Raw genomic sequence first — 16,009 nt, forward strand, 5'->3', positions numbered from 1 at the left:
CCGTCATGCTGCGGCCTTTCTGGGTGGTGCGCGGGATTGTGGTCTTTGGCCCCGCCGGAAGGTCTCGATGATGCGCATTTTCCCGCCGCAGCCGGGGCATGGGTCTCGCAGTGTGAGCGGGATGACCTCGGCGACTGGTGGGTCATCCTGTTTGGCGGTTTGTGCGCCAAGTAAGGTCCGAGCTTTTGCGATGTTAGCCTTACGGGTCGAACTGGCGAGCAGGCCATAATGGCGGATGCGGTGGAACCGGTCCGGTAGCACATGGATCAGAAAGCGGCGGATGAACTCTGATGTGGAAAGGTGCATGACGGATCGCCCGTCACCAGATTTGAAGCGATAATCTTTCCATCGGAACGCAACGGTGTTGGCATCGGCACTGATCAAACGGCTGTTTGAGATGGCGATGCGGTGCGTGTAGCGGCTGAGATAGGCGAGCACGGCTTCGGGCCCGCCGAATGGCGGTTTGGCATAGACCACCCATTTGGTTTTGCGCAGTGGGGCGAGATATGCGGCGAAGGCCTGTGGGTCCGACAGCCCGTTCAGATCGCCGAAGAAGGACAGTTCACCTGCGCGGTGCAGGGCAAGCAGCCCTTCGATAAACAGCCGCCGGAACAGTCGTGACAACACCCGCACATGTAGAAAGAACCCCGGCTTGCAAGCGATCCATCTCTTGCCATCTGACGACAGACCGCCGCCTGGGACAATCATGTGGACATGGGGATGGTGCGTAAGTGCCGACCCCCACGTATGAAGGACGCTGGTCATGCCAACCCGCGCGCCGAGCCGTTTGGGATCGGCTGCAATTGTCATCACCGTTTGCGCAGACGCTTTGAACAGTAGGCCATAGACGGCCTTCTTGTTCCAGTAGGCGATACGAGCGATCTGCGCAGGCAACGTGAAGACGACATGGAAATATTCCACGGGCAGCAGATCCTCGGCGCGCGCTTCCATCCAGTCGCGCGCGGCCGGACTCTGGCACTTGGGACAGTGCCGGTTCTTGCAGCTATTGTACGCAATGTGCATGTGGTTGCATTTGGTACAGGCCGCCACATGCCCGCCGAGCGCCTCAGTTCGGCAGGCTTCGATTGAGGACATCACTTTGAGCTGGGACAGGTTGACATGGCCCTTATTGACCTGCCGCCACGCAGGACCAAACTTTCGGAAAATATCCGCAATCTCCAGTTCTGGCCGGGGCACCCGGCCTCGGTTATTCCCGTCTGCGCTTGCGGGTCTGTACGTTCAGCCTTTTGAGAGCTTCAAACGGGCTGGGCGTATCCCGGATTGTTTTAGTCGCAACATGGGTATAACGCGCTGTCGTGCTCAGCTTGGCGTGACCCAGTAAGACCTGAATCACCCGCACATCCGTTCCAGCCTCCATAAGATGGGTGGCAAAGCTGTGCCGCAAGGTATGCAGCGTGGCTGGCTTTGAAATACCAACCAGATGTTTGGCCGAGTTGAACGCCCGACCCAATTGCCTCGACGTGACCGGATTGATCTTCGGCTTGCCCGGAAAGAGCCATCCCTCGGGGCGCGCTTCGCACCAATAGTCACGCAACAAGTCCAAGAGATCGGGTGACAGCATGACCTTGCGGTCCTTGCGCCCCTTGCCTTCATCGACATGGATTAACATCCGGTCACTATCGATATCGCTGACCTTGAGATTGCAAACCTCAGATGCCCGCAGACCCGCACCATAGGAAATACTTAGCGCCGCCCGATACTTCAGACCCGGGCCGGGTGCCGCAGCAAGAAGCTCCGAAACATCTTCGATACTCAGCACTGTTGGCAGCCTGCGTGGCTGCGTGCGGAACTGCATGTACTTCTTCATGTCTTCACGGTTGCAGGTTGTACCGAACAGGAACCGCAGCGCCATGATCCGCGCGTTGAATGTGGGCGGTGTCACTTCCGTATCGGTCATATGCAACTGATACGCCCGAAGATCATCTGGCGTGGCGGTATCGGGCGAGCGCCCAAGAAAACCAGAAAAGTGTTTGATCGCCCGAATGTGCGCCTTCTGAGCCTTGTCGCCCATCCCGTGGATGCGCATGTCTTCCATCATCCGCTCCCGAAGCGGGGTCATCTTCTCATGTGTCATGGGGAACTCCTGTCCGTTGATTGAGAAGCCTCAATCGTCAGACAGGTTCGTTAAATCTCAAAATCCACACGGCTAAAGTCAGCGCACAACACCCGCAACAATCGCCATTGCCGCGGCAGCGGCTTCGTCCAAGTCCCGCACGTCCCATCAGTTCATGCGGCCCGCAGCGAAAGTCGATTCATCCGAGACCGGCCTTTGGTGTAGATTGCGGCGAAAGTGTCGGGAGAGCCCAAAGCGGAAGTGAGCAAACAATGTTGCGTGCGCATGCAGAGCAAAAACCGCCGGGCCGCTGCGAAACCGTTGCTGCATCGCTCAGGCATAAGCGGCCCTTCAGGCAGTGGGCAGCAAAACGAGAACCGAGCATTCGCTGAACACGGATTAAGTTGTCGTCGGCAAAGTATTTGTGAATTTGCAGTTTGTGCTGTCACATCCAATTGAGTAATTCCGCTCTATAGACCAGTCGAAATCCCGTATGTGATGTCGATGTGTCCGGAGAGCAGCTGTTGCGGGCGGCTATGCGGTAGCGATAGCAATAGCTTTGGTGACACAGAAACGAGCCGCCCTTGCTCAGCCGGAATCCTTTTTTGCCCGCATGGGCCGCGATCACCTCCTTCTTGAGGGACCTGACTTTGAAAGTCTCGGACGTGAATTCCCAGACATTGCCGACCATATTGTAAAGGCCGTAACCGTTTGGCGCAAATGACCGTGCGGGTGCGGTGCCGACGTAGCCGTCAAGCCCAAGATCTTGATGCGGAAACCGACCTTGCCAGATGTTGCAGGGCTGAAAATCGGTGTCATTGGGTTCGCGGTCCCCCCACGGAAACAAGACATCACCCAGTCCACCACGTGCGGCGTGCTCCCATTCAGCCTCTGATGGAAGCCGTCCACCTGCCCAAGCGGCATAGACGGTCGCATCGTTCGACGAAACATGGACGACAGGATGATCGTCAATCTGACGGTCGGCAGTCCCTGGCCCATAGATGTCGCGCCAATTGGCCCCGCGGATCATCCGCCACCACGGGGCATCGGCAATGGCAGGACTGGGTGGCGTGCCCTTTAACAACAAACCTTGGAAAACCAGCGAGTCTCCGTGCCGTTCTGCGTCTGTAACGTAGCCCGTGTCAGACACAAAAGCCCGGAATTGGGCGTTCGTCACCGAGGTCGCGTCCATGCGGAACGCGGATACTTTCTTATTTCGCAGGGGCCCTTCACCGTCGATCGGAAAATACGGACGGTTGGTGCCTAGATACGTCTGGCCACCGGGAATTGCGAGGGCAGCGGTCTGTCGTGTGGCATCGCAGCCCCGAGTAGATGAAGCCGCAGGCCGCGCTGTTGCATCAGTGGCCAGTCGGCTAGGTGAACAGCATAGTTTCATGGTTTAGATAGGCTCCGCATGGCGGTGAATTGGAGAGGAAAACCCTGTCATGTGCCAGCCTATTTCTTAGGATGCCGCGGGTGTTGTGGCGGCGTGACCGGAACGTAAGGGTATCGCCCCCGTTGTTTGGTGGCCGTGGTGCTGGGGTCATTGCCACCACGCACATAGACCTTTGCGGGATCGTAATGCGGGCCAAAATCCCATGACGGGAAACGCCCGTGTTTCATGGCGTCCTGCACAAAGATACGCTTGCGTTGTGAGGCGCGGATGCGCTGATCAAGGTCGTCTTCGTCCCAGCGGGCCTGCATTGCCGCAAACATGGCGTCCAGATCGTCTGAGTATGCGGGATCGTCCGCGAGGTTGGTTAGCTCAAGCGGGTCTTTCTCAAGATCAAACAGCATCTTTGGATCGGTTCGGCTGTGTACCAGCTTCATCCTGCCTTTGATCATGATCATGGCAGGTGCATAGAGACCTTCGCCATTGAATTCGATAAACACCTTGTCGTCGTCACTGCCCCGCTTAGGTAAATCCAACAGGCTGCGCCCGTCATAAGGGGCGGCGTAGGCATCAAAGTTGCCGTCGCTGGCGATGTCGGTGAAAGTGGGCAGGAGATCAACCAGCGACGCCAGTGCGTCCTCGCGATGGCCTGCTTTCAACTTTGGTCCCTGTGCAATCAGCGGCACCCTGACGGACGCCTCATAGGGGTTGAACTTGAACCACATGCCGCGCTCGCCCAGCATTTCGCCGTGATCGGAGGTGATGAAGATATAGGTATTATCCAGCTCACCGATACTTTTTAGTGTCTCAATCAGCCCGCCAATCATTTCGTCGAAGTGCGTGCACATGGCGAAGTATCCACGCCGCGCATTATAAAGCTGTTCGGGGGTGATATCGAATTCGTCCTGCCGGATCGTCAGATAGTAGCGCTGCGCCCACGCGTCGCGTTCCTCATATGGTATATGGCCGACTTCGGGTTCGGGTATATCAACACCTTCATACATGTCCCAGTATTTCTTGCCCGCAACAAACGGGTTGTGCGGCTGGGTAAAGGACACATGCAGCATAAAGGGGCGATCATCAGTTGATCGGGCGTGATTGTACATTTCCTGCTTGGCGGCAGCGAACACCTCTTCGTCATAGTCGATCTGCAGGTTGCGTTCACAATGCCCCGCTTCGACGACGCTCAAAAGGCTCATCACGGACGGCGCATAGGGTTCATCCGTCTTGTCCCAATCAGCGGTCCAGGCAAAATCAGATGGGTAAATATCAGTGGTCACACGCTCTTCGAACCCGTGCAGTTGGTCAGGGCCGACAAAGTGCATCTTGCCCGCGAGTGTCGTCTTGTAGCCCAACGTGCGCAGGTAATGCGCGAATGTCGGCTCTGAAGGTAAAAATTCGGCGCCATTGTCAAACACACCCACATCCGAGGGCAACCGCCCCGTCATCATCGAAGCGCGCGAAGGGCCGCAGACCGGATTGTTGCAATAGCTGTTGCTAAAGGTCGTGCCGTTTTCCGCAATCTTGTCGATATTGGGCGTGATCGCATAGGGCTTGCCGTAGGCCGACAGGCACAGGGCGGTTAATTGATCGGCTTGAATGACAAGAATGTTGGGGCGCGACATGGCAGGTTCCTAGCAGTTTGATGGTCCCACCCGAACCGCTTTGATGCGGCCCGGATGGGCGTGAGAGGCGGGCTTAGCCGCCTGTTCTTGCGACAAATTCCTCAATGCCGGGGACATTGATTTCACGGTAATAGCGCAGCGCACCGGGGTGCAAGGGCGAGCCGAAACCGTTCAGGATTGTATCTGCCGACATCTTGCCAAATGCAGGGTGCACACCCGCCAGATTTTCGAGGTTTTCAAAAACCGCTTTGGTCATCTGGTACACCCGCTCTTCCGGCACGTCCGCCGAGATAACAAGACCGTTTGCCAGACCGAATGTTGGCGTGTCGTCGGTCACGTCCTCGTAGGTGCCACCGGGAATGGACAGGCGGAAGTAAGGCGGATAATCGGCGCGCAGGGATTCAAAGAAGTCATCTTCGACTGGGATCAGCTTCAAGTCGCGCTGCGCGTTCAGCTTGATTACCGGTGCCAGCGGGAACGATCCGTTCCACAGGGCGGCGTCAATGTTACCGTCGCTCAGCATGTCAACCATGTCACCCAAGCGTACGCGGAAGGGTTCAAAATCCTCACCTGCAACTTTGGCCATCAGCACGTTGGCATCCAGCATCGACACGCCGCCCGGCTGGCCCATGCCAACACGCTTGCCCTTAAGGTCGGCTACCGAATTCACGGAACCGCCTTCCAGCGCAATGATGTGCATCGCCACGGGTGCGATCGACATCCACGCCATGATCTTGCCTGGCTCGGAACCTTCGTAATTGCCCGTGGCGGTATAGGCCTCATACGCGGAGAGGGACGTGGCCATGGAGGCTTCCATTTCACCCGCCTGCATCAGCGCGATATTGGCGACATAGCCTTTGGTTTCTTCTGCCGTGGCTTGAACGCCTTCGACGTTCTTGTTGATCACGTCCGCGATGCCAGCAGACCAAGTATAGGCCGTGCAGGTCACAGGGCAGGAACCGATCGACAGGAAGTCTGCGGAGTGCGCCAGTGTCGGCGTCACGAGCGTTGCGGCGGCAAAGAGGGCCGTCTTTAGATTGAGTTTCATGTTGTGGTCTCCCTAGTTGGATTGATTTGGACGGGTTTCATCCCGCTTTGGCGTTTGTTTCTGCTGATGGGGGTGTGGCTCGGGTGGCCCAGACGATGAGGCCCGCAAGCAATGCAAAGGCGGCCAGATCGACGCGCCAGTCCGAGTTCATGAAGAGGATGGCGGTGACCGCAAAGAGGATACGCTGAAGGATGTTCAACTGATCTTTGAAACACCCCATCATCGCGGCACTTGCACAAATCCCGCCCAAGATCGCCGTGATGAATGACGCGGTAATCTGAACCCAAGTGACGTCGATCCCCAGAATGGCGGGGTCATAAACAAAGAAATACGGCACCGCAAAAGCCGCCATGCCGAACTGACAGGCCAGCACCGCGATCTTGAGCGGATTACCGTTGGCGATAGACGCGGCAGCATAGGCGGCCAAAGCCACAGGCGGCGTGATCGAGGACAGCATCGCTGAATAAAGTACAAACAGGTGCGCGGCGAGCAGGCTGACACCGAGGTTCACCAAGGCAGGGGCGACCAGTGTCGCCACCAGAATGTAGGCGGCAGCAGTCGGCAGGCCCATGCCGAGGACCAGACAGGTCAACATTGTCAGAACCAACGCGATGGGCAGCGATCCGCCGGACAAGGCAACAACCAGCGTAGAGAACTTCAACCCGATTCCAGTGAGCGTGATGATCCCGATGATCACCCCCGCCGCCGCACAGGCAAGTGCCACCGGGATCACCGCATTCGCGGCCGCAACACAGGTATCGACAATCCGGCGTGGAGTCAGGGCCGAGCCGCGGTTCAGGTAGCTGACAAGCGACGAGGCGACGATGGCCCAGAAAGACGACAGCATGATCGAATAGCCATTCAGCAGCATGCTGACAAAGACCGGCAGCGGGATCAGCAGATAGGAGTTTCTAAGGATCGACCCCCAATCCGTCACTGAATCCGCATCACGAAGGATCGGGATTTTGCGTTTGACCGCTTCAAAATGCACCATCGCCAACAGGACCGCGTAAAAGATCACCGCGGGCAGGAACGCCGCCTTTGCAATGGTCAGGTATGAAGTTTCAGTAAATTCCGCCATGATAAAGGCCGCAGCCCCCATGACGGGCGGCATCAATTGCCCACCGGTGGAGGCAACAGCCTCGATCGCACCTGCGGCTTCCTTGCGGTAGCCACTTTTGCGCATCAGCGGGATGGAGATAGGGCCGGTGGTCAGCACGTTGGCCACCGCCGTGCCAGAAATCATGCCCATCAGGCTGGACCCGACGACAGCCGCCTTGGCTGGCCCGCCGCGCATACGGCCCGTCATAGCCGTTGCGAAATCCATCAAAACCTGTCCTGCGCCGGTTTTTTCAAGCAAGGCACCCAGAACAACCACACCAGTAACAAAGGTCGCACTGACCCCCAGTGGCGTGCCGAATATCCCACCACCGCCAAGATAGATCTGCGAGGCGACCCGCTTGATCGAATAGCCGCGATGCGCCAGTGGATCGGGCAGATAAGCACCAAGAAGCCCGTAGAGAATGAAAAAACTGGCCAGCAGAACGATGGGCAACCCGATGGTCCGGCGACAGGCATCGAACAGGGCAATCACCAACATCACCCCAAATACGATCTCGTACTGCGTGATAGATCCGTAGCGGTCGTTTATGGCATCGAAATTGAACAATTGATGACCCGTCGCGATCAAGGCACCGGTTAGTGCCGCAGCGATCCAGAGACGTTTCAGGAAAATCGCAGCGCCACTTCCGTTTTGGGTGTTTGGATCAAAGGTCATTTGGAACGCCATCGAAAAGACCAAGATCATCACAAGCAACAAATGCGCGCTACGCTGGATGCCATCCGGGAAAACGCCAAAGTAAGCCGTATAAAGCGTAAGACCCACCAAGGTGACCGCCGCCGCTGCGGTAATACCCGACAGCATTTTGTGCCAAAGCGCGTTATCCATGTTGTGCCCCTTTGTTGCGATCTGACGAAAGCGCAAACCGGTCGTAATCAAGCTGGTCCGAGTAGCAAAAAGCGTGCAGGGCCAGCAATGCAGCGGCCTCCACGGACGGAATGGTACCCTGGACGATTTCAAACGATCCATGAGGGCCGTAATCGAAATGATCGGTCAGCGCTTGCCGGACTGCATTGAAATAACAATCATGCGCGCCAAGATAACCGCTGAGGATAATCTTCTTTGGTCCCAACAGTTTGGCGACGCTATCCAAAGCTGGTGCTAGATTCTGACCTGCCTCAGACACCAGATCAGCCGCCTTGGGATCATCCAAGGCGTTTAGCAACGCGGTCGCATAAAACGAAAGTTTTGAAGTATCAAATGCCCGGTGGTCCAGCTTGCCCAGGCGCGACAAAAGGCCAAATCCCGTCGCAGAGAGATTCAAACAATCATTTCGGCCACACACACAGGTCAACGGCCGATCTTCAGCCCGGAAGTGCCCCAAAAGACCGGACACACCAGCCGCACCGCGCACCAGCCTGTTGTCCGACACCACACCAGCGCCAACGAAGGTCGCGGCATGGATCAGCGCAAAATCAGACACATCGCGCGCGCCACCAAACCGCATTTCCGCAATTGCCAGCGCATTCGAGATGTTCTCAATTTCAACAGGCAGATTGATAATTTTCTGAATCTCACGGCAGAATTGTCCACCGTCGTTGGCCCACCCGAAATAGTCGGAGGTCACAATCTCTGCGCGGTCGGGCAAGGTTCTGCCGGACAATGCCACGCCTACCCCGACAATCCGGCTCACATCGATTCCAGAAGTCTCGATCAGATCGCGCAGGGCACTGGCATAGGCACGTGCCGCATCAGCCACGGTGTCAAACGCGACGTTCTCAGGGCTGCTGCTGGCGTGCAGCTTGCCATCTGCGTCACAGATCGACACATCAGAATGGTACGCTGAAACTGTGATGCCGACCGCGAATAACCCGTCTTTTACGATGTGTAGGCCCGTCTTGGGCCTGCCAACGTGCTTTTTCTTGGCTTTGTCTTGGTCGGAAACGCGGGATTCCTGGATGATCCCGGCTGCCAGCAATTCCCTGACGATGCGGGTCGCGGCCATTTCCGAAAATCCGCACATCCGCGCCAGTTCCGCGCGGGAGATGCCCGGTTCTGATTGAACGCGGGAAAGGATCATGCCGCGGTGTGTTTTGCGCAAACTAGCCGGAGTAGCACTGGAGTGTGAATTAATAACCATATGTTAGTTATTAATTCATTTCTGAGATTCGATCAAGGCTTTCTTGCAGAGAGGCAAAGTGGCTGAGGATGTGGAGGTAGGCGTCGTGTCGAAAGCCGATATTTCAGCTTTGACAGACGAGGCTATTTTACTTTTTTGCAAAATTCTCGCGGGTTGAAGCAAAAGTAGTCATCTGCCGCAACTGCGAACAAACGCTGCGCAAGTATTAGCTGCTTCTGCACGTCGCCGCTTCCGCCCGCGTTTAGTTTATTGGAACGCACCGCAACGAAAAACCAGCTTCAGATCCACCCGGATGGGACCGTTTGAGTGACCGGTTCGGTGAAATGTGCCGCACTGCAAAATGATTGACGCCGCAACTGCGAGAGAATGCTGCGTCAGCAATAGCTGCACCTGCACAAGGCCGCTTCGTCCGCAACCTGTAAATTCGACCGTTGATCTTCGCTGCGGCTCGCATGAACGACCGGTTTTCCCGCTGCGGGGCGGCATCAGATTTTACGCTCACGCGGCATTTTTCGCGCTGCGAGCGCACGCAGCACAAAAAACGAATTTACAGAATGGGCTCTTGAGCAGCATTCGCCGCGCGAAGCACGAATGGCCGGTTCGAGAAACAGCGCCTTTCGCTGCGCGACACACGAACTGGTAAGGTGCGGACGAGGACGAAACCGCTCTCGCGGTATTGGCGCTTGTGGCCGGTGTTGCGCGTTGATGTGAGCGTCTTGGATTTTGCGAACTGACGAACCTGTCTGACGATTGGGTCCTTCTCAATCTAATGTCAGGAGGGTCTGATGACCGATCAATATGTACCGAAGCTTCGCCAGCGTTTTCTTGAAGATATGCGGATCAAGGGGCTGCAGCCGAAGACGCAGACGATGTATCTGCGCGCAATGCGGGACTTTACCGGGTTCTTGGGTCATGCCCCAGATAGCGCGACGCCTGAGGAACTGCGGGCGTTCCAACTTGATATGAAGGAGCGCGGCGTTGGCGCGCCAACCTTCAACAATCGGCTGACAGTGTTGAGTTTTTTCTATGCCTCAACTTGCCCGCGCCCTGAGATGAAGCGTCACATGCGCTATCAGCGCGCGGCGAAGAAGATCCCGGTGGTGCTGAGCGCGGAGGAAGTGTCACGCATTCTTGAAGCCGCGCCCGGACCAGGTCTTCGTTATCGCGCAGCTTTCAGCGTTGCCTATGGCGGCGGGCTCCGGGCCAGCGAGGTCACGCATCTCAAGGTAGGCGATATCGACAGCGACCGGATGTTGATCCGGATCGAGCAAGGTAAGGGGCGTAAGGACCGGCAGGTTATGTTGTCGCCAACTCTGCTTGCTCTGTTGCGTAATTATTATCGTGAGGTGCGCCCGAGAGGTTGGATGTTCCCAGGTCGCAACCGGGTCGATCCGATCTCGACACGGCAGTTCAACCGCGCCTTTGGCGTGGCGTGTGACTTTGCCGAGATCAAGAAGAAGGTGTCGCCCCATACGTTGCGGCACAGCTTTGCGACGCATCTGCTGGAGGGCGGGACAGACATAAGGGTGATCCAAGTGTTGTTGGGCCATGCCAAGCTGGAGACGACAACGGTTTATACGAAGGTGGCCACCAAAACGATCCAGGACGTAACCAGCCCGCTTGATTTGTTGTTGCGACGGGAGGCTGGTTCCGGCTGACCCCGATCCAATGCCCCGTCCCAAGCTGGAAGTCGCAGATATCTTCCGCGCCCATGGACCTGCGTATCGCCGGGAACATGCAGGGCATCTCAATCTGCCACAGTTGAAGGTGATGTCGGCCATTGAGGCCTGCCGGACCGCTGCGCTCGGTGGGCATGTTGCGACGTGCACCAAGTGTGACCACCAGCACATCGCCTATAACTCCTGTCGCAACCGGCACTGCCCAAAATGCCAGGGTGCTGCGGGACAGGACTGGATGCAGGCGCGCATGGAAGACCTTCTGCCGGTCGAATACTTCCACGTGGTCTTCACGCTGCCAGCCCAGATCGCCGACATTGCCTATCAGAACAAGGCCGCCGTTTATGGCCTGCTGTTCAAGGCGTCGGCCCAGACGCTCCTGACCATCGCCGCCGACCCAATGCACTTGGGTGCAAAGATCGGCATGACCAGCGTGCTGCATACATGGGGATCCGCGATGACGCACCACCCGCATGTGCACATCATCGTGCCGGGCGGTGGGCTGTCACCAGATGGAACACGATGGATCGCCTGTCGCTCTGGGTTCTTCCTGCCGGTGAAGGTCCTGTCGAAGTTGTTTCGGCGCTTGTTCCTCGAAGGACTTACCAGACTGCACAAGGCAGGCAAGCTTAAGTTCTTCGGCGATCTTGCAAAGCTGGCAGACCCCGACACCTTCGCTGCACATCTCTCGCCGCTGCGCAAAACCGATTGGGTCGTTTACGCCAAACCGCCCTTCGGCGGGCCGGAAGCGGTGCTGGCCTATCTAAGCCGTTATACCCACCGCGTGGCGATCTCCAACCATCGTCTGGTCAGTGCCGACGCGGGCACCGTGGCCTTCCGGTGGAAAGACTATCGCATCAGACGCGGAGACAGGATGAAGGTCATGCGCTTGCCAACGGACGAGTTCATCCGCCGCTTCCTGATCCACGTTCTGCCATCCGGCTTCCACCGCATCCGTCACACGGGCTTCCTCGCCAATGGTATCCGTCGCGACCGGATCAGCAAGATCAGGCGTTTGCTTGATACGGAACCTGAACAGACGCCGGTTGAGGGAGAAAATGAGGATCTCAAAAATATAGACGCCCATCCGCTTTGCCCCAAATGTGGTGGCACCATGATCATCATCGAGACTTTCTTGCGGGGTCAAACACCAAAGTCCCGCGCCCCACCATGGGAGGCGGCCGCATGAAAAACCGATCAGACCCAGCATCGTATGAAGCGAACGCCGGACCAATCATTGCGGCCAGTCTAATGAAACCGGCGCCAAAACTGGCTAATGATGGTGGAAAACGCGATCAATCAGCGACATCAGACCGAGACGACCAACTGGTCCGCGCCTCTCAGGGCCGTAGCGTCCGCCGATCGGTATATCGACTGCCACAGCCGTAACGCACAATCTCCATAGCAACGAAACCTGCCCGCGCTTTCCTCCTTGTCGGATTTGTCGCCGCTGCAGCTCGCGCTGACAGCAGCCACAAACCTTAGACGTTGCTGCCGTTGGTTTTCTGCACTTCGCTGACGCAGCATTTCCTAGTATTTGCAGTAGATTTGTTGCTGCGATGCAGCGGATGGCACCGAACCAGCCATTCAAAGCGGCGGAACCGAGCAAGGCTAAACTACCATACGGTAAAGCCAGGACCGACAATCGAGTAAGAGGGACAACGCCGAATTGGAACTTTCGAGGTTCTCTCAAGCAGCATTACTTTGCGCAGGCAGACCATGCTTCAGCGCGATGCAGCTCAGATCGCCTAAGTCGCAAATACGACGGTTTTTGAAGGCCGTGTCTAAGTCGCAATTTTGATGCTAAGCGTCCCATAAAAGGGTCGCCGCACTAAGCTTCAGCATCGCGCCGCAGCGATTGCTGACCCAGCAAGGCAATTATTACTTCTGAAGAATTGATGCCAATGATCAAGGTTTTGTTTCTTATCAGCGGACGATTTCAAATCCGAGTGAGTTGGAAGGATTTCCAAGGACGGCTCCGTCACTGAACGCATACCACCAAAGATCAAGATCGCGGCAATCAACCAGATATAACTGAGTAGATTGCGTGCGCCGACACTGCGCTGTGCGCAATTGCACGGGCCGATCAGGGACAGTCGCGCGATCTACTGCAGGTTGAGGGCGCAAGCCATTGTGCCTAAAGGAGTATCAATGCCACTTTATTAGGCGGGAAATTTCAGTAGGCAGGCTCTCTTTTTTAGCGACACGGGTTTTTTGAAAAGCCGTAAATCTTCGTTTTTGAACAACTTTCTCGTTCTCGCACCCATCAGTTCTGGCACTGAAAGCCTGTTATTCTGCACGGTGAAAAATTGATTTTACTAGTCAAAATGATTTGACAGGTCAGATATCTCTCACCTTTACTGAACCTAGTTCGGACCTTTCGGCACGTTCTGGTCCATCAACAACAGGGGAAAACAAATGATATCCACGTCCAAGAAAATATCGATACTCGGCTTGATCATGGCCTTCGGACTGGCCACCAGCACCGCGGCTGATACGCTCCGCTTGCGGCTTCAGGAAGACCCCGAGAGCCTGTATAATGTTGAGACGACCTCTTTGACAGCGAACACCGTGATGGCGGAATTTCTGCTTGAACGGCTGGTTTACTTCGATGCGAACGGAAACGCCAAACCATGGTTGGCGGACGGTTGGGAGTTGAACGATGCGCAGACCGAATTGACCTTTACCTTGCGCGACGGCATCACTTTTCACGATGGTGAACCGTTCAACGCTGAGGCGGTCGCGTTCCACTTTAACTCCATTCTTGATCCGGCATCGGCATCACCAAACCTTGCCAGCATGGGTACATTGACCGGCGTGGAAGCCGTGGACGATCTGACCGTCGTGTTCAAATTCTCCAAACCATATGCGCCGTTTTTCGTCATCTTGGCGGACGCGACGGGCGGGATCAATTCTCCCAAGGCTGTCAAAGAAGCCGGTAAGGATTATGGCCGGACACCGGTCGGCACCGGGCCTTACAAGTTCGAACAGTGGATCCCCGGGAGCGAAATCCGCATGTCACGGAACGAGAACTATACGCAGTTCCGGACCGATGCGCAGAACAAGGGCGCGCCTTACGCGGATGAAGTGGTCCTGTCTGTCATCTCGGAAGATGGCGTTGCACAATCGGCACTGGAAGCGGGCGAATTGACCGGGTCGATCCTGCAAACCGATGCGATTGCCACATTTATCGACAACCCGGATTTCACAACGGTTATTGATGAGACGGCGACAAATCTTGTGTTTCTTGAATTCAACTTTCAGAAACCGCCCTTTGACGATCCCAAAATGCGCCGCGCCATCGGTCATGCGATCCAGCGCGAAGCGGCGGTTGCTGCGGCATGGGACGGTTACGCTTCTGTGGCACTCAGCCCGGTTGCCTTGGGCATCCCCGGTTTCGACGCTGATGTGGCGGCGAAATATGGCACACCCTACGACCCGGAAAAAGCCAAGCAAATGCTGGATGAACTGGGTTGGGTCGACAGCGATGGCGACGGCATCCGCGACAAGGACGGCGCGCCCGCCGAGTTCCTGATCAAGAGCTACGCAGGGTTCACGCATATTCAGCGCACATTGCAGGTGGTACAGGCAAATCTGCTGGATGTTGGGATCAAGGCAACGCTTGAGACTGCGGATTGGGGCGCTTTCTATCCGTCCTTGCTGGAAGATGACTGGCACATGGACCTGATGCGCTGGACCTCTGCGGATGCAGGCATCCTCACGGAACTTTTCCGCTCTCCCGGTCACCGCGAAAAGTTGGATCCGAACCCTGCGATTGATGATCTGCTGACGCGCTGTGATGAAACGGTTAATCCCGATGCGCGCAACGCCTGTGTTTCCGAGGCGCAAAAGGTGCTGCTGGAATTTGGGATTGCAGTCCCGATCCTGACTAATTGGGTGGTGATTGCAACGCAGGCGGATGTCGAGGGTTACAACATCGACTACATGGGCTTTCTTCTCCCCGGCGATGTGAAGGTCACCAACTAAGCGAGCACCCTGTGCGCCCGGCCAGCTTTTTGTTGGCCGGGTTTCCTTAGGCAGAAAGTTCCCCATGCTCAGTTATCTTATCCGGCGCATCCTCATGATCTTTCCGATCATCTTTGGCATTTTGTTCCTAACATTCCTGATCAAGGCCATGATCCCGACCGATGCGGTATCGGCGCTTTTTTCCGGCACTGTGACCGAGGACAAGGCCGCCGAAGCAATCGCGCAGATCCGCGCCAAGTATAATCTGGACCTGCCGTGGTATCAGCAGTTTGGCATCTACGTCTGGGATGTGATGCACCTTGATCTGGGTGAAAGCGTGCGCACCCGCCGCCCCGTGACCGAAGAAATCGGCTATCGCTATGTCAACACGCTGATCTTGACGTTTGCCGCACTGGTGGTTGCGATTGTTGTGGGTCTGGTGACAGGGATGCTGTCTGCCTACTACAAAGATACGTGGATTGATGTGACATCCATGTCCGTCGGCATGATGGGCATTTCGATGCCTGCATTCTTCTTTGGCTTTGTTCTTATCTTTATCTTTTCGGTGCAATTGCGCTGGTTGCCCGTGATCGGGCGTGGCGATTTTCAGTCACTGATCCTGCCCGCGTTGACGCTTGGGTTTATCGAAGCGGCGGCACTCTCGCGGATCACACGATCCTCCATGCTTGACGTATTGTCGCGCGAATATGTGCGCACGGCACGGGCCAAGGGCATGTCCGAAGGCTACATCCTGTTCCGCCACGCGCTGCCCAACGCTTTCCTGTCGATTCTGACGATCATCGGGTTGCAGATCGGCAACCTGTTGGGCGGAGCGTTCATCATCGAGGTCATCTTTGGCTGGCACGGCATCGGGGAGCTGGCCGTCAAGGCGATCCAGTGGCGGGATTTCACCATTACACAGGCGGTCATTTTGGTCAGTGCCGGCACCTATGTGCTGGTCAATCTGGTGGTTGATCTTTTGTACACCTGGATTGATCCCAGAATTGACTACGATTGAGGACCGGCC

11 protein-coding genes are annotated in these 16,009 nt (G+C 56.4%); 4 read left to right on the plus strand and 7 right to left on the minus strand.

Translation table 11 applies throughout. The features are described 5' to 3' along the window. Positions 1-3: 3 nt before the first annotated feature. From ROLI_RS07110 to ROLI_RS07140, 7 genes are all read right to left on the minus strand, one after another. Positions 4-1,197: an IS91 family transposase gene (locus ROLI_RS07110; RefSeq protein ID WP_187431424.1), complete on the minus strand. Its 1,194-nt coding sequence runs from the start codon at positions 1,195-1,197 to the stop codon at positions 4-6. Between the two features lie 10 nt (positions 1,198-1,207). Further along, positions 1,208-2,095, minus strand: a complete 888-nt coding sequence (locus ROLI_RS07115; protein ID WP_187431423.1) for a site-specific integrase — start codon at positions 2,093-2,095, stop codon at positions 1,208-1,210. A gap of 424 nt (positions 2,096-2,519) precedes the next feature. Next, positions 2,520-3,470 carry a formylglycine-generating enzyme family protein gene (locus tag ROLI_RS07120; RefSeq protein ID WP_187432289.1) on the minus strand — a complete coding sequence of 317 codons (951 nt, stop codon included), beginning with the start codon at positions 3,468-3,470 and terminating at the stop codon, positions 2,520-2,522. A 59-nt stretch (positions 3,471-3,529) separates the two neighbouring features. Then, complete coding sequence (gene betC, locus ROLI_RS07125; RefSeq protein ID WP_187432290.1) at positions 3,530-5,092, minus strand: choline-sulfatase; 1,563 nt, start codon at positions 5,090-5,092, stop codon at positions 3,530-3,532. A gap of 73 nt (positions 5,093-5,165) precedes the next feature. Further along, the gene (locus tag ROLI_RS07130) at positions 5,166-6,140 is read right to left on the minus strand and encodes a TAXI family TRAP transporter solute-binding subunit (protein ID WP_187432291.1); all 975 of its coding nucleotides are present in this window, start codon (positions 6,138-6,140) and stop codon (positions 5,166-5,168) included. A gap of 37 nt (positions 6,141-6,177) precedes the next feature. Beyond that, the gene (locus tag ROLI_RS07135; protein ID WP_187432292.1) at positions 6,178-8,088 is read right to left on the minus strand and encodes a TRAP transporter fused permease subunit; all 1,911 of its coding nucleotides are present in this window, start codon (positions 8,086-8,088) and stop codon (positions 6,178-6,180) included. Then, complete coding sequence (locus ROLI_RS07140) at positions 8,081-9,280, minus strand: ROK family transcriptional regulator (RefSeq protein ID WP_187432293.1); 1,200 nt, start codon at positions 9,278-9,280, stop codon at positions 8,081-8,083. Before ROLI_RS07140 ends, ROLI_RS07135 begins: the two co-directional genes overlap by 8 nt. Before the next feature lie 845 nt (positions 9,281-10,125). Between ROLI_RS07140 and ROLI_RS07145 the strand changes: the two genes are divergently transcribed. The 4 genes from ROLI_RS07145 to ROLI_RS07160 all read left to right on the plus strand — a co-directional run bounded on the left by ROLI_RS07145 (position 10,126) and on the right by ROLI_RS07160 (position 16,000). After that, on the plus strand, positions 10,126-10,998 hold the full coding sequence (locus tag ROLI_RS07145) for a tyrosine-type recombinase/integrase (RefSeq protein ID WP_187432294.1): 873 nt from the start codon (positions 10,126-10,128) through the stop codon (positions 10,996-10,998). A gap of 10 nt (positions 10,999-11,008) precedes the next feature. Next, positions 11,009-12,205: an IS91 family transposase gene (locus ROLI_RS07150; protein WP_187432295.1), complete on the plus strand. Its 1,197-nt coding sequence runs from the start codon at positions 11,009-11,011 to the stop codon at positions 12,203-12,205. A 1,229-nt stretch (positions 12,206-13,434) separates the two neighbouring features. Next, the gene (locus tag ROLI_RS07155) at positions 13,435-15,003 is read left to right on the plus strand and encodes an ABC transporter substrate-binding protein (RefSeq protein WP_187432264.1); all 1,569 of its coding nucleotides are present in this window, start codon (positions 13,435-13,437) and stop codon (positions 15,001-15,003) included. 64 nt (positions 15,004-15,067) lie between these two features. Further along, on the plus strand, positions 15,068-16,000 hold the full coding sequence (locus tag ROLI_RS07160; protein WP_187432265.1) for an ABC transporter permease: 933 nt from the start codon (positions 15,068-15,070) through the stop codon (positions 15,998-16,000). The last annotated feature ends 9 nt before the right edge of the window (positions 16,001-16,009 follow it).

It is taken from the genome of Roseobacter fucihabitans (assembly GCF_014337925.2).
In the GTDB taxonomy this organism is placed as follows: domain Bacteria; phylum Pseudomonadota; class Alphaproteobacteria; order Rhodobacterales; family Rhodobacteraceae; genus Roseobacter; species Roseobacter fucihabitans.

Excerpts from the sequence above, each read along its gene's own strand:
- ROLI_RS07115 (WP_187431423.1), bottom strand. The coding sequence starts at position 2,095 with ATGACACATGAGAAGATGACCCCGCTTCGGGAGCGGATGATGGAAGAC.
- ROLI_RS07120 (WP_187432289.1), bottom strand. The coding sequence starts at position 3,470 with ATGAAACTATGCTGTTCACCTAGCCGACTGGCCACTGATGCAACAGCG.
- betC (WP_187432290.1), bottom strand. The coding sequence starts at position 5,092 with ATGTCGCGCCCCAACATTCTTGTCATTCAAGCCGATCAATTAACCGCC.
- ROLI_RS07130 (WP_187432291.1), bottom strand. The coding sequence starts at position 6,140 with ATGAAACTCAATCTAAAGACGGCCCTCTTTGCCGCCGCAACGCTCGTG.
- ROLI_RS07135 (WP_187432292.1), bottom strand. The coding sequence starts at position 8,088 with ATGGATAACGCGCTTTGGCACAAAATGCTGTCGGGTATTACCGCAGCG.
- ROLI_RS07140 (WP_187432293.1), bottom strand. The coding sequence starts at position 9,280 with ATGATCCTTTCCCGCGTTCAATCAGAACCGGGCATCTCCCGCGCGGAA.
- ROLI_RS07145 (WP_187432294.1), top strand. The coding sequence starts at position 10,126 with ATGACCGATCAATATGTACCGAAGCTTCGCCAGCGTTTTCTTGAAGAT.
- ROLI_RS07150 (WP_187432295.1), top strand. The coding sequence starts at position 11,009 with ATGCCCCGTCCCAAGCTGGAAGTCGCAGATATCTTCCGCGCCCATGGA.
- ROLI_RS07155 (WP_187432264.1), top strand. The coding sequence starts at position 13,435 with ATGATATCCACGTCCAAGAAAATATCGATACTCGGCTTGATCATGGCC.
- ROLI_RS07160 (WP_187432265.1), top strand. The coding sequence starts at position 15,068 with ATGCTCAGTTATCTTATCCGGCGCATCCTCATGATCTTTCCGATCATC.